The 17,488-nt window shown below is 68.2% G+C and carries 23 protein-coding genes and 1 pseudogene; 16 read left to right on the top strand and 8 right to left on the bottom strand.

Annotated features, from left to right (window positions below):
• The 3 genes from ACE3PU_RS03415 to thiE form a co-directional block, all read right to left on the bottom strand.
• On the bottom strand, positions 1–209 hold a 209-nt coding region (locus ACE3PU_RS03415; protein ID WP_374386655.1), incomplete at its 3' end, for a hypothetical protein.
• Positions 206–1,774, bottom strand: a complete 1,569-nt coding sequence (locus ACE3PU_RS03410) for an ATP-binding protein (protein WP_374386653.1) — start codon at positions 1,772–1,774, stop codon at positions 206–208. The genes ACE3PU_RS03415 and ACE3PU_RS03410, both read right to left, overlap by 4 nt.
• A 164-nt stretch (positions 1,775–1,938) precedes the next feature.
• Complete coding sequence (gene thiE, locus ACE3PU_RS03405; protein ID WP_374386651.1) at positions 1,939–2,592, bottom strand: thiamine phosphate synthase; 654 nt, start codon at positions 2,590–2,592, stop codon at positions 1,939–1,941.
• Positions 2,593–2,713: 121 nt separating this feature from the next.
• Between thiE and ACE3PU_RS03400 the strand changes: the two genes are divergently transcribed.
• The 7 genes from ACE3PU_RS03400 to ACE3PU_RS03370 all read left to right on the top strand — a co-directional run bounded on the left by ACE3PU_RS03400 (position 2,714) and on the right by ACE3PU_RS03370 (position 7,276).
• The gene (locus ACE3PU_RS03400; protein ID WP_292087385.1) at positions 2,714–2,899 is read left to right on the top strand and encodes a bacterioferritin-associated ferredoxin; all 186 of its coding nucleotides are present in this window, start codon (positions 2,714–2,716) and stop codon (positions 2,897–2,899) included.
• A gap of 140 nt (positions 2,900–3,039) precedes the next feature.
• Positions 3,040–3,540, top strand: coding sequence for a bacterioferritin (gene bfr, locus ACE3PU_RS03395; protein ID WP_374386648.1), 501 nt, complete (start codon positions 3,040–3,042; stop codon positions 3,538–3,540).
• 92 nt (positions 3,541–3,632) lie between these two features.
• Entirely contained in the window at positions 3,633–3,953 is a 321-nt protein-coding gene (locus tag ACE3PU_RS03390) for a hypothetical protein (protein WP_374386646.1), read from the top strand.
• 102 nt (positions 3,954–4,055) lie between these two features.
• Positions 4,056–4,616 carry a tryptophan-rich sensory protein gene (locus ACE3PU_RS03385; protein WP_374386644.1) on the top strand — a complete coding sequence of 187 codons (561 nt, stop codon included), beginning with the start codon at positions 4,056–4,058 and terminating at the stop codon, positions 4,614–4,616.
• A gap of 107 nt (positions 4,617–4,723) precedes the next feature.
• The gene (gene efp, locus ACE3PU_RS03380; RefSeq protein ID WP_374386642.1) at positions 4,724–5,290 is read left to right on the top strand and encodes an elongation factor P; all 567 of its coding nucleotides are present in this window, start codon (positions 4,724–4,726) and stop codon (positions 5,288–5,290) included.
• Between the two features lie 95 nt (positions 5,291–5,385).
• Positions 5,386–6,192 carry an inositol monophosphatase family protein gene (locus tag ACE3PU_RS03375; RefSeq protein WP_374386639.1) on the top strand — a complete coding sequence of 269 codons (807 nt, stop codon included), beginning with the start codon at positions 5,386–5,388 and terminating at the stop codon, positions 6,190–6,192.
• 40 nt (positions 6,193–6,232) lie between these two features.
• Positions 6,233–7,276, top strand: a complete 1,044-nt coding sequence (locus ACE3PU_RS03370; protein ID WP_374386637.1) for a glycerophosphodiester phosphodiesterase — start codon at positions 6,233–6,235, stop codon at positions 7,274–7,276.
• On the opposite strand, the gene ACE3PU_RS03365 is transcribed toward ACE3PU_RS03370, so the two are convergent.
• Complete coding sequence (locus ACE3PU_RS03365) at positions 7,273–9,120, bottom strand: ABC transporter transmembrane domain-containing protein (RefSeq protein WP_374386635.1); 1,848 nt, start codon at positions 9,118–9,120, stop codon at positions 7,273–7,275. The genes ACE3PU_RS03370 and ACE3PU_RS03365 overlap by 4 nt on opposite strands.
• Positions 9,121–9,255: 135 nt before the next feature.
• Between ACE3PU_RS03365 and rpmE the strand changes: the two genes are divergently transcribed.
• Complete coding sequence (gene rpmE / locus ACE3PU_RS03360; protein ID WP_201217105.1) at positions 9,256–9,480, top strand: 50S ribosomal protein L31; 225 nt, start codon at positions 9,256–9,258, stop codon at positions 9,478–9,480.
• 159 nt (positions 9,481–9,639) lie between these two features.
• Complete coding sequence (locus ACE3PU_RS03355; protein WP_374386633.1) at positions 9,640–11,202, top strand: murein L,D-transpeptidase; 1,563 nt, start codon at positions 9,640–9,642, stop codon at positions 11,200–11,202.
• A 42-nt stretch (positions 11,203–11,244) separates the two neighbouring features.
• Here ACE3PU_RS03355 and ACE3PU_RS03350 read toward each other — a convergent pair whose 3' ends face one another.
• The 3 genes from ACE3PU_RS03350 to ACE3PU_RS03340 form a co-directional block, all read right to left on the bottom strand.
• The gene (locus ACE3PU_RS03350) at positions 11,245–11,775 is read right to left on the bottom strand and encodes a DUF1465 family protein (RefSeq protein WP_374386631.1); all 531 of its coding nucleotides are present in this window, start codon (positions 11,773–11,775) and stop codon (positions 11,245–11,247) included.
• Between the two features lie 96 nt (positions 11,776–11,871).
• Positions 11,872–12,075, bottom strand: coding sequence for a DUF1192 domain-containing protein (locus ACE3PU_RS03345; protein ID WP_374386629.1), 204 nt, complete (start codon positions 12,073–12,075; stop codon positions 11,872–11,874).
• Between the two features lie 108 nt (positions 12,076–12,183).
• Positions 12,184–12,777 carry a beta/gamma crystallin-related protein gene (locus ACE3PU_RS03340; protein ID WP_374386627.1) on the bottom strand — a complete coding sequence of 198 codons (594 nt, stop codon included), beginning with the start codon at positions 12,775–12,777 and terminating at the stop codon, positions 12,184–12,186.
• 223 nt (positions 12,778–13,000) lie between these two features.
• On the opposite strand from ACE3PU_RS03340, the gene ACE3PU_RS03335 reads away from it, so the two are divergent.
• Positions 13,001–13,663: a DUF1013 domain-containing protein gene (locus ACE3PU_RS03335; protein WP_374386625.1), complete on the top strand. Its 663-nt coding sequence runs from the start codon at positions 13,001–13,003 to the stop codon at positions 13,661–13,663.
• A gap of 99 nt (positions 13,664–13,762) precedes the next feature.
• On the opposite strand, the gene ACE3PU_RS03330 is transcribed toward ACE3PU_RS03335, so the two are convergent.
• Complete coding sequence (locus ACE3PU_RS03330; protein ID WP_374386623.1) at positions 13,763–13,936, bottom strand: YdcH family protein; 174 nt, start codon at positions 13,934–13,936, stop codon at positions 13,763–13,765.
• A gap of 116 nt (positions 13,937–14,052) precedes the next feature.
• Here ACE3PU_RS03330 and ACE3PU_RS03325 point away from each other — a divergent pair, with 116 nt between their 5' ends.
• From ACE3PU_RS03325 to ACE3PU_RS03300, 6 genes and pseudogenes are all read left to right on the top strand, one after another.
• A complete protein-coding gene (locus ACE3PU_RS03325; protein ID WP_374386621.1) occupies positions 14,053–14,655 on the top strand; it encodes a UbiX family flavin prenyltransferase in 603 nt (200 codons plus the stop codon).
• Entirely contained in the window at positions 14,652–15,116 is a 465-nt protein-coding gene (locus ACE3PU_RS03320; protein ID WP_374386619.1) for a TIGR02444 family protein, read from the top strand. The genes ACE3PU_RS03325 and ACE3PU_RS03320 overlap by 4 nt, the downstream gene beginning before the upstream one ends.
• 36 nt (positions 15,117–15,152) lie before the next feature.
• Positions 15,153–15,377, top strand: a complete 225-nt coding sequence (locus ACE3PU_RS03315) for a YdcH family protein (RefSeq protein WP_374386617.1) — start codon at positions 15,153–15,155, stop codon at positions 15,375–15,377.
• 169 nt (positions 15,378–15,546) lie between these two features.
• The gene (locus ACE3PU_RS03310) at positions 15,547–16,191 is read left to right on the top strand and encodes a M23 family metallopeptidase (RefSeq protein WP_374386615.1); all 645 of its coding nucleotides are present in this window, start codon (positions 15,547–15,549) and stop codon (positions 16,189–16,191) included.
• Positions 16,192–16,300: 109 nt separating this feature from the next.
• Positions 16,301–17,254: an ABC transporter ATP-binding protein gene (locus tag ACE3PU_RS03305; RefSeq protein WP_374386613.1), complete on the top strand. Its 954-nt coding sequence runs from the start codon at positions 16,301–16,303 to the stop codon at positions 17,252–17,254.
• Positions 17,251–17,488: pseudogene (locus ACE3PU_RS03300) on the top strand (ABC transporter permease); the annotation flags it as partial. The gene ACE3PU_RS03305 and the pseudogene ACE3PU_RS03300, both read left to right, overlap by 4 nt.

The following is a 17,488-nucleotide window of genomic DNA, read 5'->3' as shown; positions in this document are numbered from 1 at the left end:
GGCGCGGGTCGGGCCGGCGCCGGCTCTTCCACCGGCGGTCGCGGGGTCGGGACTGCGGCCGGCGGCGCGCTGTTCAGGTCGCGCGTCAGGTCTGTCGCCGACCGCGCGGGCGGCGACGCGGCCTGGCTTGAAAGGAGGACGGCGGCGAGAACGATCATCGACATGGCCGGACCTTCGCGCGCGAAGACGGCGACGGCAAGGCGGATCAAGCCTTCGGCAGGGTCACCCAGAAGGTCGCACCCTCGTCCGGCGCCGAGGTCACGCCGATGCTCCCGCCCTGCAGCTCGACCAGCCGCTTGGCCAGGGCCAGGCCCACGCCATGCCCCTCGATCGTCGATCGCTCCAGGCCCAGGCGGTTGAAGGGCTCGAACAGCTGCGCCTGCTTCTGCGGCGTCAGGCCGGGGCCGAAATCGGTGATCTCGATGCGAACCGAGTCGTCCACGCGCAAGGCGCGCATCACCACCCGGCCGCCGGATCCGCCATATTTGAGGGCGTTGGTCACCAGGTTGCTGACCACCTGCATCAGCCGCTGCGAGTCGGCGATCGCGATCAGGCCGTCGCCCTCGCAGACCAGTTCGATCGCCACCGTCCGCGCCTCGGGCCGCAGCACGGCCGAGCGGCGAACGTCCTCCAGCAGGCCCGGAACGTCTGTCGGGCGAAGTTCGACCTTCACCGCGCCGGACTCGGCGCGCGCGACGTCGAGCAGGTCATGGGCCAGGGCCTCGACCTGCCGGGCGGTCTTGACCAGCATGTCGGCCATCTCGGTCTGCTGCGACGTGACGGGCCCCAGTTGGCCCTTCGCCCACAGTTCGCCGATGCCGATGACGCCGGCGACCGGGCTCTTGATCTCGTGGGCGACATTGGCCAGCAGCCGCGACTTGGCCTCCGACGCCTTCTCAGCCCGCATCTGCCCCAGCCGAGCACGCTCGGCCAGCCGGTCGCGCTCCTCCAGCAGGGCGGCGACGATGAGCACCGGCATGAAGCCGACCAGCACCAGCATCTGCGCGCGCAGCACCTGCTCGCTGGCGTCCAGTCCTTGTACGTAGGGGCCGAAGCCCTGCATGGCGCTGCCGATCGCCAGCACGGCCACCATCAGCAGGCTGAAGCTCATGCCCGCGACGCCCAGGCGAACCGCGATCGCGAACAGCATCGGCGCGATGAAGACGCCGATCGGCAGGCGAACGATGAAGGCTAGGCAGTAGATCAGGAACAGCGCGCCCAGCAGCGCCAGCGCCTCCATCGCCCGGGCAGGACGCATGAAGCGCATCACGGTCGTCCGGGTCAGCGACAGGCCCAGGCAGCCGATCAGGGCGATCCCCAGCGCGTGGCCGAACCACCAGGTCTGGGCCGCCTCGGTGACGTCGCCTCCATAGATCATCGTCACGGCGCCGGCCGAAAGCACGGCGGCCGGCAGCGGCGCCACGGCGGCGCAGGCCAGGAACCGGACGATTCCGCTCAGGCTGGCCACGTTCAACGTCGGTGCGAACCGACGCGCCAGCAGCACCGCGCCGACGATCTCCAGCATGTTCGTGGTGGTGAACAGGATCGACAGTCCAGGCGGATTGCCGGCGACGATCTCGCCCACCAGGATGCTGACGGCCAGGACGGCGCCCAGCGCCAGATCGTGCCGCTGGCCCCGGCTGGTGCGCAGCCAGACCGCAACCGCCACGCCGCCCGCGGCCCAGAGGCCTACGATCAGCCCGGAGGTGCGCGCATAGCCGACCGCCAGCGTCACCAGCACCGCGACGGCGATCCCGGTGAACACCGGAAGCATGGGGTGAGCGAAAAGGTCTATCCGTCCGGCCTCTGCAGCGGCGACCGGCGCGCCCTCTGGGCGCGTTTGGGCTTTGACGTCGAGAGCGGGACTCATGCTCATGCGGAACTCACGGAGAAGCGTCGCCGACACCTTCCGTCATCTTCCCTAAGATTCCACTGAGATCAGGAATTCAACGCCAGATTGAACGCCTTGACCGCTTCAGCTGCGCCTTTGCTGTAACGCCAGACCCCGGCGCTGACCGCAACGAAGTCCGCCCCGGCGCGAGCGAGCTCCGCCGCCGTCTCAACCGTGACGCCGCCGATGGCGACGCACGGGATCTCGACCGTCTCCTGCCAGGTCGTCAGCAGTTCCAGCGCCGGGCGATGGACGGTCTCCTTGGTGTCGGTCGGATAGAAGGCCCCGAAGGCGACGTAGTCGGCGCCGCCCTCCGCCGCTTCCCAGGCCAGGTCGCGGTCGGCGTGGCAGGTCACGCCGATCATGGCGTCCGGGCCCATCACGCGGCGCGCCTCGGCCAGGGAGGCGTCGCCCTGCCCCACGTGGACGCCGTCGCAGCCGGTTTCTCGCGCCAGATCCGGACGGTCGTTCATGATCACGGCCACACCATGCCGCCGCGCGATGGGTGCAAGCCTGGCCGCCGCCTGCCGGATGTCGTCGTCGCTCGCGGGCTTCAGCCGGATCTGCAACGCCGCGACGTCGCCCGCAGCCAGCGCCGCGTCCAGCGTCTCGGCGAAGGCGTCGAGATCGGGGATGGAAGGCGGCGTGATCAGGTACAGCCGGGTGGGAGGACGATCGGGAATTTGCGGGGGTCTGGCCATGTCCTCTCCCTTGCCGCCCCCCGCGACATCACGTCAACGGACAAGCATGCGAACGACTTGCAATCGCCGTGCCTGCCGCTATAGAGAACCATTATCAGTCTCACCGAACGCGTGATCTCTCGTGTACGTCTGCAACTGCAACGGTCTTCGCCAGCGTGACGTCGCCCAGGCCATCGAGGCCGGCGCCTGCCGCCCGCGCGACATCTTCGCCAGCCACCAGTGCCAAGCCCAGTGCGCGAAGTGCGTCTGCGAGATGCGTCAGATGATCCAAGACAGCCGCGAAGCGTTCGCACTCGCAGCCGAGTAGTCGCCAGTCCTGCTTGATGCCGAAAATCACTCGCACTATCAATGCAGTGATAAGAACTCGCAAATAAACAACGCGCGTTTTACTGTGCTATGGAGCGCTTCGACAGACGGCGCGTGGCCGTCGAGCGAAGGACCATGGCCATGAAGGGCGACCCCGCCATCATTCGCACCCTGAATGCGGTGCTGACCAACGAGCTGACGGCGGTCAACCAGTACTTCCTGCACGCCCGCATGTTCGAGAGCTGGGGCCTGAAGCATCTCGGCCAGGTCATCTACGACGAATCGATCGGCGAGATGAAGCACGCCGACATGCTGATCAAGCGCATCCTGTTCCTGGACGGCCTGCCCAACCTTCAGGACCTCCACAAGCTGGCGATCGGCGAGAACGCCATCGAATGCCTGGGCGCCGACCTGAAGCTGGAGCTGGGCAGCCGCGACACGACCCAGGCCGCCGTGACCCAGGCCGAAGAAGCCCGCGACTACGTCACCCGGGACCTGCTGATGCGCATCCTGGCCGACACGGAAGAGCACATTGACTTCCTGGAGACCCAGCACATCCTGATCGCGCAGCTGGGCGAGCAGAACTATCTGCAGTCGGCCATGACCGAGATCGCGCCGGACAAGAGCGCGACCGGCAACTGATACGCGGTGCGACGGGACGCCGCAGCGGGGTTTAGACGCGGTTAACCAAGCCAGCCAGATCGTCTCTCCCGTCACATAGGAGGGAATGGCGTATGCTTGCGAATCTCTCGTTCAATCTTTCGTATTCGGTGTGGCTTACGAACTACCAGAACCTTGAAGAACTCGGCGATGACGAGAACGAGCAAGCGTATGCGTTGCTCGATGAGCTGGAGACCATCATCCTTCGCCACGTTCCTTGCAGCGCTGACGAGGCGGTCAGCGTCTTGAACGTCGTCAAAGTCAACGTCGAAACAGGAAGCCGCAGCGACGGCCTCGACGTAGTCGCGCTAGTCAACGTCATTGAGGCCCTGCCTAGGCTCACAATGCTGGGGCTGCAATCGACGACGTCCACAGAGCGCGCCACGGCGGCTTGACAGCGCGGCGCCAACTGGATCGTTGCCGCTCAGCCTGGACATCGGGGAACTGGTCGGGTTCCACGTCATTAGCCTGTGCAGGACGTAAGGGCTGGAGCGACCATGACCGACATCAACGACGCCATCGACGACGTGCGCGACGCAGCGACGGACTTCCTGAACAGCGAAGGACGCAGCCCCGGGCATGTCGCGCTCGGGGTCGCGCTGACGGTAGGTTTTGCGCTTCTGGCCACCGGCATCGCCTCCGGCGCGCTTACGCCGAAGCGGACGATGAAGCATGTCCGCAATCGCGACCTGCCAGTGACGGAAAAGCCGCGCGGGGCCTTCAGCCTGGTGCTGCCGGCGGTCTTCTCGGCCACCACCCTGTCGGCGGTGCGGGTCTGGAACGCCCCTCCCCGCCGCGAGCGGACCGTCGCCATGGGTCTGTGGGCGGCCGCCCAGACCGTCAACGCCGTCTGGCTGGGCCTGCGTCCGTCCTCTCTGTGGCAGCAGGTGCTGGCCGCCATGTCGTCGGCCGGTCTCGCCGCCGCCTTCGCCCACGAGGCGCGCAAACTGGACGAGGGCGCGGGCAAGATGGCGGCGCCGACCGGCTCGGGCGTGCGCATCGGCAACTTCCTGCACCGCAAGGCCAACGAGGCCTCGCGCGACCGCACGCTGCACTGACCGCGGGCCAGCTTGCCCTTTTCCAGGGCTTCCTCTAGGGATCGCGCCCTATTCGCCCCGCCGCCGAACCGGCCGCGCGGGCGCCACCCCATTCCCGATGTGACCCCATGAAGATCAACGGCAACACCATCAAGCCCGGCATGGTTCTGCAGCATAACGGCGGCCTGTGGGTCGTCACCAAGGCCAGCCACGTCAAGCCCGGCAAGGGCGGCGCCTTCGCCAACGTCGAGGCCAAGAACCTGGAGACCGGCAACAAGCTGAACGAGCGCTTCCGTTCGGAAGACAAGGTCGAGCGCGTCACGCTGGAGCAGCGCGATTATTCGTACCTGTTCGACAACGGCGACAGCCTGGTCTTCATGAACGACGAGACCTACGAGCAGATCGAACTGCAGAAGGACTGGGTCGGCGACGATCGCATTCCCTACCTGCAGGAAGGCATGAAGGTGGTGATCGAGAGCCACGAGGATCGCCCGATCGGCCTGTCGCTGCCTGACCAGGTCACGCTGGAAGTCGTCGAGACCGAGCCGACCGTCAAGGGCCAGACCGCCTCTTCCTCCTACAAGCCGGCCATCGCCAACAACGGCGTCCGCATCATGATCCCGCCGTACATGTCGGCCGGCGAGAAGATCGTCGTCGACACCACCACCGGCGAATACGTCCGCCGCGCGGACTAAGCGTGACTGCGGCTCCCTCGGGAGCCGCTCCTTTCTGAACTTCTCCGCCTGTCCGGGCTAGACGCCTTGAAGGACCTGCGGACCAGGAGATTCCCATGGCCCTCGCCTCCGCCCTGCTTCAAGTCATGACCGACGCCGTCCGCAAGACGGGTCGCCCGATGATGCGCGACTTCGGCGAGGTGTCGCAGTTGCAGGTGTCGCGCAAGGGCCCCGGCGACTTCGTCACCGCCGCGGACCTGAAGGCCGAAGACACCCTCTACGAACTGCTGATGAAGGCGCGCCCAGGCTACGGCTTCCTGGGCGAGGAACGCGGCATGATCGAAGGGACCGACAAGTCCCACACCTGGATCGTCGATCCGATCGACGGCACCACCAACTTCATGCACGCCATGCCCCACTTCGCCATCACGGTGGGGCTGGAACGCCGCGCGCCCGACGGCTCGTCCGAGATCGTGGCCGGCGTCACCTACAACCCCATCATGAACGAGCTGTTCTGGGCCGAGAAGGGCAAGGGCTGCTATCTGAACGACCAGCGCATCCGCGTCTCCGGCCGCAAGGATCTGGCCGACAGCCTGATCGCCACCGGCCTGCCCTTCATCGGCAAGACCGGCCACGCCCAGGCCATCAAGGACATCCACGCGGTGGGCCAGCGCGTTGCGGGCATCCGCCGCCTCGGCTCGGCCGCGCTGGACTTCGCCTGGGTCGCGGCGGGACGGTACGACGCCTACTACGAGCGCAACCTCAAGCCCTGGGACGTGGCGGCGGGCATCCTGTTCGTCACCGAGGCGGGCGGCACGGTGACCACCATCGAGCAGGACGGCGACCCCAAGACCGGTTCGACCATCCTGGCCACCAACGCCGAACTGCACCCGCAACTGCGCAAGGTGCTGCAGGCGGCGTAAGCGTCACCGGGCTGTCGCGGTGCGCCCCTACTGAAGGCGCATGATCCGCGTCGTCATGACCGCTCTTGTCCTCCTTGCCGGAACTTCCGCCTTGGCCCAGCCTGCGGCCCAGCCTCTGATCATCGCCCATCGCGGCGCCTCCGGCGAACGGCCGGAACACACGCGGTCGGCCTATGAATTGGCGATCGAACAGGGGGCGGACGTCATCGAGCCGGACCTGGTTCTGACCCGGGACGGCGTCTTCGTCAGCCGCCACGAGAACGAGATCAGCGGCACGACCGACGTGGCCGACCGGCCGGAGTTCGCCGCCCGCCGCACGACCAAGGTCATCGACGGCGTCGAGACCACAGGCTGGTTCACCGAGGACTTCACCTTGGCGGAACTGAAGACCCTGCGCGCCAGGGAGCGGCTGCCGCAGCTGCGGCCCCGCAATGTCGCCTTCGACGGCCACGACCCGATCCTGACCTTCGACGAGATCGTGGCCATCGCCCGCGAGGCCTCGGCGCGGACAGGCCGGACCATCGCCGTCGCGCCGGAGCTGAAACACCCCACCTATTTCGCCTCGATCGGCCTGCCGATGGAGGATCGGTTCATCGCCGAACTGAAGCGCCTGGGCCTGACGGGCGCCGATGCGCCGATATTGATCCAGTGCTTCGAGGTCGGGCCGCTGGAGCGGTTGTCGAAGCGGATCGACGCGCCGCTGGCGCAGCTGGTCAATGCCTCTGGCGCCCCCGCCGACCGGCCGGAGCAATCCTATGCCGACATGATCACGGCAGAAGGGCTGAGCAGGATCGCCGACTACGCCGCGTGGGTCGCGCCGGAGATGACGCTGGTCCTGCCGCGCGGCGCCGAAGAGCGCTCCGGCGCGCCGAGCACGCTGGCGGCCGACGCTCATGCGGCGGGGCTGAAGGTGGTGGTGTGGACCGTCCGCGCGGAGAATGCGTTCCTGCCGGCGGAGCATCGGCGCGGCGTGGATTTCGCCGCCCACGGCGACATGCCGGCCTATGTCCGCGCGCTTGCGGCCGCGGGCGTGGACGGCGTGTTCAGCGACTTTCCCGGACTGGCGCGGGAAGGCCTGCGCTAGCTTCCCCTGAACTGCAGCTCGGCCAGGCGGGCGTACAGGCCGCCCCTTTCGACCAGTTGGGCGTGGGTCCCTTCCTCGACCACACGGCCGTCGTCCATGACGACGATGCGGTCGGCGCGCAGCACCGTGGCCAGGCGGTGAGCGATGACGATGGTGGTGCGCTCTTCCATCGCCTGATCCAGCGCGGCCTGCACCAGCCGCTCGCTTTCGGCGTCCAGCGCGCTGGTGGCCTCGTCCAGCAGCAGGATGGGCGCGTCGCGAACCAGGGCGCGGGCGATGGCCAGGCGCTGGCGCTGACCGCCCGACAGGCTCTTGCCGCGTTCGCCCAGCGGCGTGTCGAAGCCTTCCGGCAGGGCTTCGACGAACTGCAGCGCCTGGGCCTTGTCGGCGACGGCGCGCGCTTCCTCGACCGTGGCGTCCTCGCGGCCGAAGCGGATGTTCTCCAGCGCCGAGCCCGAGAACAGCGGCGTCTCCTGCGAAACCCAGGCGAAACGGTCGCGAACCGCCACGGGATCGGCCTCGCGCACATCAACGCTGTCCACGGACACCAGCCCGGACTGCGGATCGTAGAAGCGCAGCAGCAGGCGGAAGACGGTGGATTTGCCCGCACCGGACGGCCCGACCAGGGCGACGGTCTCGCCGGGGCGCACGGTCAGGCTGAAGCCTTTCAGCGCTGGCAGATCCGGCCGGCCGGGATAGGCGAACTGGACGGCCGACATCGACACCTCGCCGCGCGGCGGGCTCGGCAGGGCCGTCGGATGAGCCGGCGCGGCGATGCCCGGCAGGGCGCGCATCAGCTCCTCGATCCGCTCCATGGCGCCGGCGGCCTTCTGCACGTCTCCCCAGCTTTCGCCCAGCGCGCCGACCGCGCCGGCCGTGAACACCGACAGCAGCACGAATTGCAGCAGGGCGCCTGGCGACATGACGCCCGAGACCACGTCCTGCGCCCCCAGCCACAACACCAGGGTCACGCCGCCGAACATGACGACAATGATCATGGCGGTCATCAGGGCGCGGGCCCGCATGCGCTTCAGAGAGGCGTCGAAGGCGTCCTCGACCGCCACGCTGAAGCGGCCGATGGCGCTGTCGACCCGTCCGAAGGCCTGCACCGTCTCGATGGCGTCCACGCTTTCGCCCGCGAAGCCGACGGCCCCGGCGAACCGGTCCTGAGAGGCGACGGTCAGCTTGCGCACCCGCCGGCCGAACAGGAAGATCGGCCCCAGCAGGAAGGGCACGATCATCAGCACCAAGCCCGTCAGCTTGGGACTGACCACGAACAGCAACGCCAGCCCCCCGATCAGGGTCAGGAAGTTTCTCAGCGCGAACGAGATCGAGGTCGTCATCAGGGTGTCGACCAGGGCGATGTCGGTGGTCAGGCGCGACAGCACCTCGCCGGTGCGCATCCGGGCGTAGAAGGACGGGTCCAGTGTCAGGATGCGGCCGAACAGGCCCTTGCGCAGATCGGCGATGGTCCGCTCGCCCGTGCGGGTAACGAAATAGTAGCGCGCCGCGGACGACATCCCCAGGAACAGGGCGTTGGCGCCCAGCAGCAGGAACCAGAAGTCCAGGTTCCGCCCGCCGTCCTCGAACCCATGGTCGATGGCCCCGCGCGCCAGAGCCGTCAGCGACAGGGACGAGGCGGCGGCGGCCACCAGCCAGAAGAAGGCGGCCAGCGCATGGCCCTTGTGCCGCATCGCATAGGGCAGCAGGCGGGCCAGTGGGCGAATGTCGCGGCGGCGGGGACGCTTGTCCCCCGCTTCGGCCATCTGTTCGGCCAGCAGGGCGCCGGCGCCCGGGCGGCCTTCGGCTTCAGAACGGGCGGCGGCGGCGGATAGGTCGGTCATTGCGCCCGCCTCTTGCCCCGGAACGCCCCCCGGTGTAAACGCCGCCGCTCATTCCCGCCGGAGTTCTGGCGGGTTTCTCATTTCATGCGCAGCGACGGTCGGCATCGTCATCGCGCCAGAGACCGGACGACGACCATGAAGGCGGATACGCACCCCGACTATCACTTCATCACCGTGGTGATGACCGACGGCACTTCCTACAAGACCCGTTCGACCTACGGGAAGGAAGGCGACACGCTGAACCTGGACATCGACCCGACCACCCACCCCGCGTGGACCGGCGGCAACGCCCACCTGATGGACCGCGGCGGCCGCGTTTCGCGCTTCAACAACAAGTTCGCCGGCTTCATCAAGAAGTAGGCCGAGAGCGCGCTGCGACACGTTGCAGCAATCAGGTCTCAGAAAGCGCCGGTCCCATGACCGGCGCTTTTTGTTTGTCCGGAACGCCGGTAACATGGCGGCGTTCGGGTGTAGGGGCCCCTGCCACGCTGGCCGGGTCGATCGAGAAGCGGAAGTGTCATGAACAGACGGCAACTGGGCCTGGGCGTCGCATCGGCGACGCTGGCCCTCGGCTCCACGGCGCGTGCGCAGCAAGTCTATATGCAGCGCACCCCGGAGGCGACCGCCTTCTACAACAGCTTCAACGACCAGATCGGCCGCCTGCCCGAGGACCAGCAGTCTGACGTCCGGGCCTTCTACGAGTTGAACGGCTGGCGGCCGGTGTGGACGCGCGAACGTCTGCGCGACCTGAACGCCGTGGCCGCCCGCGCCGAGCGTCACGGTCTTTCCGGGGCGACCGAGTTCGACTTCGTCGGCCTGGCCGCTGATCCCCGGTCGTCCGACCTGCGCACCACGGCCGCGGCCCTGGCCTACGCCCGCGTACTGGCCGAGGGAAAGGTGCGGCCGGAAACGGTCGAGGACCTTTGGGAGATGCAGAAGAACCGCGTGGATCTGCCGCGCGGCCTGAATGACGCCCTGTCGCGCGGCGTCCTGGTGGACTGGTACGAAGGCCTGGCCCCGACGGACATCGGCTACACCAACCTGTCGACGGGCTATGTCCGCTACAGCCGGCTGGCCAACCAGGGCGGCTGGCCCGCCTTTCCGGCCGGGGCCACGATCGAGCCGGGCGCCAGCGACCGGCGCATCCCCGCCCTGATCGATCGCCTGGTGGCCGAGGGCGACCTGACCGCCGCCGACGGCGCGCGCCTGAAGGCCCAGGGCTTGGTCTACAGTTCCGAGCTGGAGGCGGCCGTCCGCAGCTTCCAGACCCGCCACGGCCTGGGCGCCGACGGCCGGGTGGGCCCCGGCACCCAGCGCTCGCTGGGCGCCTCGGCGCAGGATCGCGCGCGTCAGATCGCTTTGAACCTGGAACGCCGCCGCTGGCTCAAGCGCGAGGTCGCGCCCGAGCGGATCGAGGTGAACACCGCCGCCGCCATCATGGTCTATTGGAAGGACGGCAAGCCGGTTCATTCCAACCGCGTGGTCGTCGGCTCACACGACAACCAGACTCCCAGCCTGGAGAAGCCCTTCGCCTCGGTCGTGGCCAATCCGCCCTGGTACGTGCCCGCCGGCATCGCGCGGCGCGAGATCCTGCCCAAGGGGCCGGCCTATCTGGCCGCCAACGACATGTATGTGTCGAACGGCACGGTCATCCAGCGCGCGGGGCCGAAGTCGGCGCTGGGCTATGTGAAGTTCGAACTGCGCGACAGCTACGCCATCTTCCTGCACGACACGCCGTCGAAGAGCGCCTTCAACCTGTCCATGCGCCAGCGGAGCCACGGCTGCGTCCGGGTCCAGGGGGCTGTCGAGTTCGCCCGCCTGCTGCTGTCGCCCGACCCTTCCAAGTTGGAGCAGTTCGATACGGCGCAGGACACCCGCGAGACGACGCGCGTGACCACCGGCCGCGAGATCAGCGTGCGGCTGCTGTACTGGACCGCCTTCGTCGATGGCCAGGGACGCGTCGCCTTCCGCGAGGATGTGTACGAGCGCGACGCCAAACTGGCCCAGGCGCTCGGCATCGCCGTCAGCCTGCCGCGTGTGGTCGACGACGGCCGGCGCGACGCGGAAGACGTCGGCCCTTAGAAGGCGGCTGCACGCCTTCGGTGGGCGGCGAACCGGCAGCGCCTAGCTTCGGAAGGCGGCCTCGAGCCGACCCAGCTGGCTGAGCACGGGGTTCGCCGGCGTTTCGTCCTGATCGTCGAGATACATCCGGCGGTCCAGGTGCAGGGCGCGGTCGAACAGCTTTTCAGACCGCACCAGATACTCGACCAGGGCGATCGGGAGTTCGGCGTGGCTGGGCTCGGCGTCGATCTTGCGCGCGTTCAGCCGATAGCGCGGCTCGCAGGCGGCCTCGGGCGTCATGTCGCCTTCGCGAACCGCGCGCTGGACCAGCAGCCACGACGCGATCTGCATCAACCGCGTGGTCAGCTTCATGCTTTCGGCGGCATAGGCCAGGGCGGCCGAGCGAGACAGGATGCGGGATTCGCGCCGTCCCTCGCCGTCCAGATAGGAGGCGGTTTCCTCGACCAGCTCCATGCCCTCGCGGAAGGTGCGATCGAAAAGCTCGGAACGCGCGAAACCCTGCACGATGCTGGCGCGGTCGGCGCCGGAGGCCGGCTGGGGAATGGAAACGTCGCCCACGGTCAACTCAGACATCTTCATCACGGATACGCACGCCTGTCCTGCAATTGACCTGGGGCCGGAACTCCGTACCCGGACTGCAACGGTCATGCCACGAACCGGGACCGGTCGTCATGGGCGGAAGTTGAAAAGGGCGTCGGCGGCGCTCTTCTTGGACCGCTTGGCCTCAATGGCGGCGCGCGACCGGGCGATCTCGGTCTCGAGCTCGGCGATGCGCTCCTCGAGGTCTTCGATGGCGTACAGGTCGAGATCTTCGCGGCGCAGCGACGTCAGCGCCTCGTCCCGCCGCCGACGCGGCTCCAGATCCTCGAACATGGCCGTCTCCTTGCGTCGTTCGCAGTCGGACCGCGATCCCTATCACAAACGCGGACGCCTGCGAACGTTGGAGACGGGCGGCGCGCCGAAACGCGCCGCCCTCGATCCTTACCAGCGCCGCGCGGGACGCAGCGAGGAAATGCGGTCGTTGAAGCCGGTGGAGGCGAGGTTGCGCTCGTCTCCGCTGACCACGCGGCAGGAGCCGCGGAAGTTGGCGTCCGTGCACACTTCCCAGCGCCCGCGCAGGCGCATCGAGCTGATGCGGTCGTTCATCCCCGTCCGATCCAGGTTCCACACCTCATTGCTGAAGCTCATCGACCGGCCGCGATAGTCGGAGTCCTCATAGACAATGATCGAGCTGCGACCGCCGCCCCAGCCGTCGCCCGGCCTGTCGGGACGGCCCGGCGCGCCCGGATAGCCGGGGCGGCTGTCCTCGTAGCTGCCCCGGACGGCGCCGCAGACCAGCAGGCCGTCGCGGTTGGCGATCTCCGCGCTGGAGCACCGCGCCAGCTCGATCGACGTTCCCCGCAGCTGACCCCGAAGATCACGGCAGTCGGCGTAGAGGCGGCCCTGGTTCACATAGGCGCCAGAGCAGCTCTGGGCGTAGCTTCCACGCGGCGCGACGCGCTGCTGGACATCCGCGGCGCCCTGACCGGGGGCCATCATCGCGGCGGCGATGGCCGCACCAAGCAAGATCGACATGTGTTGGTTCCTCCTCTCCCGAACGCCTTAAGACTTCACCACGGCTAAGGTTGCGCCGAGCCACATGAACCTTTGCTGTATGCGGTTGTAGGCTGACGTTTTCTTTTCTCGCGAATAGGCCTATATCGAAGGCCTACGCGCCCGGTCGAAAGGCCGGGCGCCGTCGTATCCAACGCCCGCCACGCCCCGCCGCGCGGGCCAGAAAGAACCGGGACCAAAGTCCATGAGCGACATCCTGATGCCCAAGGCCACCGCAGTCTGGCTGGTCGACAACACCTCTCTCAGCTTCGAGCAGATCGCCGACTTCTGCGGCCTGCATCCGCTGGAGGTACGCGGCATCGCCGACGGCGACGTGGCGCGCGACATCCGCGGCGTCGATCCCGTCACCGGCGGCCAGCTGGCCCGCGAGGAACTGGACAAGGCCCAGGCCGATCCCAACTATCGCCTGAAGGCCATCGTCAGCCGCCACGCCGAACTGCTGAAGTCCGCCAAGCCTGCGCCCAAGTACACGCCCGTCTCGCGTCGCCAGGACCGGCCGGACGCCATCGCCTGGTTCGTTCGCAATCACCCCGAGGTGACCGACGCCCAGATCGCCAAGCTCCTGGGCACCACCAAGTCGACGATCGAGAGCGTGCGCAACCGCACCCACTGGAACACCGCCAACATCAAGCCGGTCGATCCCGTGACGCTGGGCCTGGTCGGCCAGCTGGCGCTGGACGAGATCGTGCGCAAGGCCGCCGACAAGAAGGCCAAGGACGACGCCAAGAACGGCGGCGGCACCATCCTGCCGGTCGCCGAGGAGATCGAGCCCGAGTTCGTGCCGGAAGCGCGCGAAGTCCGCGGGGCCGAGCCCACGGCGGATTCGGTGTTCGGCACCAAGGAGTGAGCGTCGGCTCCCGTCTGCGGCGACGGGGTAAGCGACAGAACGAAAAACGGCCCCGGAGAGCCTTCTCCGGGGCCGTCATTTTCGGGAGGTCGAGAACCGCTAGTGGGTTCGCGCCTCCAGGCTGGCGATCTCTTCCTTCAACCTGAGCTTTCTCTGCTTGAGCTCCCTGACCTGCAGCGTGTCCACGGACGGCCGGGTCATCTCCTTCTGGATGGTCTGATCCAGGGTGCGATGACGATTACCCAGTTCGCGAATACGAGCCTCGATGGTCATGGCTTGCGCCTCCGTTGGTTAGGGACCACTAGAGTGAGCGCCCGGTTTGACGGGCTGTGGAATCACATTCGAGTGACAACCCGCCGCGCCGGACACCACGGAGGCTGACCCCAAAAATGGTCGATGATGTGAACGGAGCCGTACGAAGTCCTCCCGTCCGAATGGTGGTCGGAATCTCAGGGGCTTCCGGCGCGATCTATGGGGCGCGGGTGCTGGACGCCCTGAATGATCTGGGTGTCGAGAGCCATCTGGTGGTCACCCGGGCCGCCCTGCTCACATTGTCGCAGGAAACGGATCTGTCCGCCGACGCCCTGACGGCCAAGGCGTCGGTGGTGCACAAGCTGGCCGACGTCGGCGCGACCATCGCCTCGGGATCGTTCCGAACGCTGGGCATGATCGTCGCGCCGTGCTCGGTGAAGACGATGAGCGAGATCGCAACTGGGGTGACCTCGTCCCTGCTGACCCGCGCGGCCGACGTGACGCTGAAGGAGCGCCGGCCGCTGGTGCTGATGGTGCGCGAGACGCCGCTGCACCTGGGTCATCTTCGGACGATGACGGCCCTGGCCGAAATGGGGGCCGTGATCGCCCCGCCCCTGCCCGCCCTCTACGCCAAACCCGCCTCCATCATGGAGATGGTCGATCAATCGGTGGGGCGCGCGCTGGACCTGTTTGGCCTGGACTGGGCCGCCGTGCGCCGGTGGGACGGGCTGAAAGCATGAACCTGTGGGACTGGGCCGTCGCCGCCTATGGCGCCCCGGGCGTCGCCGACGCCTGCCTGACGCTGCAGGATCATCACGAGCAGAACGTGCCGCTGCTGCTGTGGTCGGCCTGGATCGCCCAGACCGGACGGTGCCCGGACGAGGAGACGATCGAGGCCGCGTGCGACACCGCCCGCGCCTGGGACGGCGTCGTGACCGCGCCGCTGCGCGCCGTGCGTCGAACCTTGAAGGCGCCGGTGCCGGATATCGATGACGGACCGCGCGAGGCCGTGCGCCAGCGCATCAAGGCCGTCGAGCTGGAGGCGGAGAAGCATCTGCTGGCGGCGCTGGAAGCCTTGGCTCCCGCCCCTGACGGTCCGCCTCGCCCCGTGATCGACGGCCTGGCCGCGACGACGCGGGTCTGGTCACGCGTCACGCCGCGACCGGCGCTGGTGCGACTGGCCGAGGCCCTTCCGGCGTGAATCGGGCTGGCGTATAAGCCGCCCCGGGGATTGGACATGAATGACGACGTTCCGGAAATCAGCGAGGAAGAGGCGGCGCTGCACGCGCGCGTCAAACTGCTGCGGCAGGAACACGCCGACCTGGACGCCGCCATCGAGGCCCTGGCCGGCGCCGCCGTCCCGGACCAGCTGATGATCGCCCGCCTCAAGCGCAAGAAGCTGTCGCTCAAGGACGAGATCGTGAAGATCGAAGACCGCATCCTGCCCGACATCATCGCCTGAACCGAGAAGGACGGCCTGGTTCCGCCCTGCGACCATCCGCCGCCCGGCCGGGGTCCAAAAGTCGCCCAATCGGAAGTCGATAAGCCCGGCTCGTTCCGGACGCCGCGGCCCTTTGCGCTCGCGTCCTCCTTCCTGCTCCCTGAGCGCCAGATGCCGGAGACGCCGCCGAATGCGACGCCTGCTCCCGTCCGCCCTTGTCTCGCGGGCGAAATCCCTGCTGATCCACTCGGGCCAGACGGCCGCCTTCGCCGCCGTGGCCGTTCTGGCCGCCGCCGCCGCGCCCAATGTCACGCGCGAAGCCGCTCGCGACGCCGAGCCGCTGGCCAAGGCGGCCCCCGTCGCGCCCCCGGTGAAGGCCGAGGTCGAGGACGCCGGCCCGGTCATTCGCCAGATCGCCTTCGCCGCGCCGGTGAAGGGCTATGCGATCAACTCCCCCTTTGGCCTGCGCAAGCTGGCCGTCGAGGCCAAGGCCCGGGCGCACAAGGGCGTCGACATCGCCGCCCCCAAGGGCACGGGGGTCTTCACGGCCGCCGAGGGCCAGGTCGTCCGCACCGGCTACGAGGCCGGCGGCTACGGCAACTTCATCGAGGTGCGTCACCCGAACGGCATGAGCACCCTCTATGGTCACCTCAGCCGCATCGATGTGGCGCGCGGCGCGACCGTGGCGGAAGGGCAGCGCATCGGCCTGGTCGGCTCCACCGGCTATTCCACCGGCCCCCACCTTCACTTCGAAGTCCGCCGCGGCGGCGCCCAGGTCAATCCGACCAAGGTGCTGGGACGCAGCTTTTCGGTGGCGGTGAAGACGAAGGGCTGACGCCTTCGCCTGCCATCGCCTGAACCGCGCGCTGAGGCCGCGCCGTTCGTTTGCCGCTGGCCTTCTGCGCCGCCCTTGCTAGGCTCCCAGGAAAGGCATGGGAGGCGACATGACGGCGGCGTTGACGCTGGAAGGCGTGGGCAAGCGGTACGGGGCCTTTGAGGCCGTCCGCGATCTCAGTTTCCAGGTTCCGAAAGGCTCGATCTGCGGCTTTCTGGGACCAAACGGGGCGGGCAAGACATCGACCCTGCGGATGATCCTGGGTCTGCAGCCGGCGACCAGCGGGCGGATCGAAATTCTCGGGGCCCCCGACGGCCGCGAGGTGCGTGACCGCATCGGGTTCCTGCCCGAGGAGCGTGGTCTCTACCGCAAGATGACGCCCGTCGAGGCCATCGCCTTCTTCGGTTCGCTGAAGGGCCTTCCGGCCCATGAAGGCCGCCGCCGCGCGGTCGCCCTGCTGGAGCAGCAGGGCCTGGGCGCGTCGCAGAAAAAGAAGATGAAGGAGCTGTCCAAGGGCATGGCCCAGAAGGTCCAGCTACTGGCCTCGGTGGTGCACAAGCCCGAGTTCGTGATCCTGGACGAGCCCTTCTCCGGCCTGGACCCGATGAACCAGCAGGGGCTGGAGGCGATGATCCGGAACCTGGCCGCCGAGGGGGCGACGGTTCTGTTCTCCACCCATGTGATGCAGCACGCCGAACGGCTGTGCGACAAGGTCGTCCTGCTGGCGCGCGGCCGCAAAGCCTTCGAGGGTTCCGTCGAGGCGGCCAGGGCGACCTCGCCCCGCTTCCTGGAACTGCAAGGCGCCATTTCGATGGAGGCGGTCGCGGCCCTGCCGGGCGTGGCCGGCGTCGAACGGCTGGACGAAGCAGGCGACACCCGCCGGCTCAAGGCGACGCTGAGCCCCGGCGCCGGGGGCCAGGACACGCTGAAGGCCGCCTTCCTGAGCGGACTGGACGTACGCGGCTTCGCCCTCAAGGAGCCGACGCTGCACGACGCCTTCATCGGCCTGACCGGCGATCATCCTGACCAGCCCCAACAGCCGTCCACCGAGGTCGCCCGATGAACCGCACCCTGCTGATCGCCCGCCGGGAATACATCGCCTACGCCAAGACCGTGGGCTTCTGGCTGTCGCTGCTGGCCTTCCCGATGTTCGCCGTGCTGGGCGGCGCCATTCCCCTGCTCATCCGTTCGTCGGAGCCGGTTCGGGCCGTGGCGGTGATCGAGGAAGGACCCGCCGCCGCCGGCCTGGCCGCCGCCGTTCGCGCCGCCCTTCAGGCCGCGATCGACGACGCGCGCG

It is taken from the genome of Brevundimonas sp. (assembly GCF_041911375.1).
GTDB lineage: Bacteria > Pseudomonadota > Alphaproteobacteria > Caulobacterales > Caulobacteraceae > Brevundimonas.
Note: the sequence above shows the minus strand (reverse complement) of the source record. Positions and strands in the feature narration are given on the sequence as shown.

Coding starts and splice junctions, on each gene's coding strand:
- ACE3PU_RS03410 (WP_374386653.1), bottom strand. CDS start 1,774: ATGCTTCCGGTGTTCACCGGGATCGCCGTCGCGGTGCTGGTGACGCTG.
- thiE (WP_374386651.1), bottom strand. CDS start 2,592: ATGGCCAGACCCCCGCAAATTCCCGATCGTCCTCCCACCCGGCTGTAC.
- bfr (WP_374386648.1), top strand. CDS start 3,040: ATGAAGGGCGACCCCGCCATCATTCGCACCCTGAATGCGGTGCTGACC.
- ACE3PU_RS03390 (WP_374386646.1), top strand. CDS start 3,633: ATGCTTGCGAATCTCTCGTTCAATCTTTCGTATTCGGTGTGGCTTACG.
- ACE3PU_RS03385 (WP_374386644.1), top strand. CDS start 4,056: ATGACCGACATCAACGACGCCATCGACGACGTGCGCGACGCAGCGACG.
- efp (WP_374386642.1), top strand. CDS start 4,724: ATGAAGATCAACGGCAACACCATCAAGCCCGGCATGGTTCTGCAGCAT.
- ACE3PU_RS03375 (WP_374386639.1), top strand. CDS start 5,386: ATGGCCCTCGCCTCCGCCCTGCTTCAAGTCATGACCGACGCCGTCCGC.
- ACE3PU_RS03370 (WP_374386637.1), top strand. CDS start 6,233: ATGATCCGCGTCGTCATGACCGCTCTTGTCCTCCTTGCCGGAACTTCC.
- ACE3PU_RS03365 (WP_374386635.1), bottom strand. CDS start 9,120: ATGACCGACCTATCCGCCGCCGCCGCCCGTTCTGAAGCCGAAGGCCGC.
- rpmE (WP_201217105.1), top strand. CDS start 9,256: ATGAAGGCGGATACGCACCCCGACTATCACTTCATCACCGTGGTGATG.
- ACE3PU_RS03355 (WP_374386633.1), top strand. CDS start 9,640: ATGAACAGACGGCAACTGGGCCTGGGCGTCGCATCGGCGACGCTGGCC.
- ACE3PU_RS03350 (WP_374386631.1), bottom strand. CDS start 11,775: ATGTCTGAGTTGACCGTGGGCGACGTTTCCATTCCCCAGCCGGCCTCC.
- ACE3PU_RS03345 (WP_374386629.1), bottom strand. CDS start 12,075: ATGTTCGAGGATCTGGAGCCGCGTCGGCGGCGGGACGAGGCGCTGACG.
- ACE3PU_RS03340 (WP_374386627.1), bottom strand. CDS start 12,777: ATGTCGATCTTGCTTGGTGCGGCCATCGCCGCCGCGATGATGGCCCCC.
- ACE3PU_RS03335 (WP_374386625.1), top strand. CDS start 13,001: ATGAGCGACATCCTGATGCCCAAGGCCACCGCAGTCTGGCTGGTCGAC.
- ACE3PU_RS03330 (WP_374386623.1), bottom strand. CDS start 13,936: ATGACCATCGAGGCTCGTATTCGCGAACTGGGTAATCGTCATCGCACC.
- ACE3PU_RS03325 (WP_374386621.1), top strand. CDS start 14,053: ATGGTCGATGATGTGAACGGAGCCGTACGAAGTCCTCCCGTCCGAATG.
- ACE3PU_RS03320 (WP_374386619.1), top strand. CDS start 14,652: ATGAACCTGTGGGACTGGGCCGTCGCCGCCTATGGCGCCCCGGGCGTC.
- ACE3PU_RS03315 (WP_374386617.1), top strand. CDS start 15,153: ATGAATGACGACGTTCCGGAAATCAGCGAGGAAGAGGCGGCGCTGCAC.
- ACE3PU_RS03310 (WP_374386615.1), top strand. CDS start 15,547: ATGCGACGCCTGCTCCCGTCCGCCCTTGTCTCGCGGGCGAAATCCCTG.
- ACE3PU_RS03305 (WP_374386613.1), top strand. CDS start 16,301: ATGACGGCGGCGTTGACGCTGGAAGGCGTGGGCAAGCGGTACGGGGCC.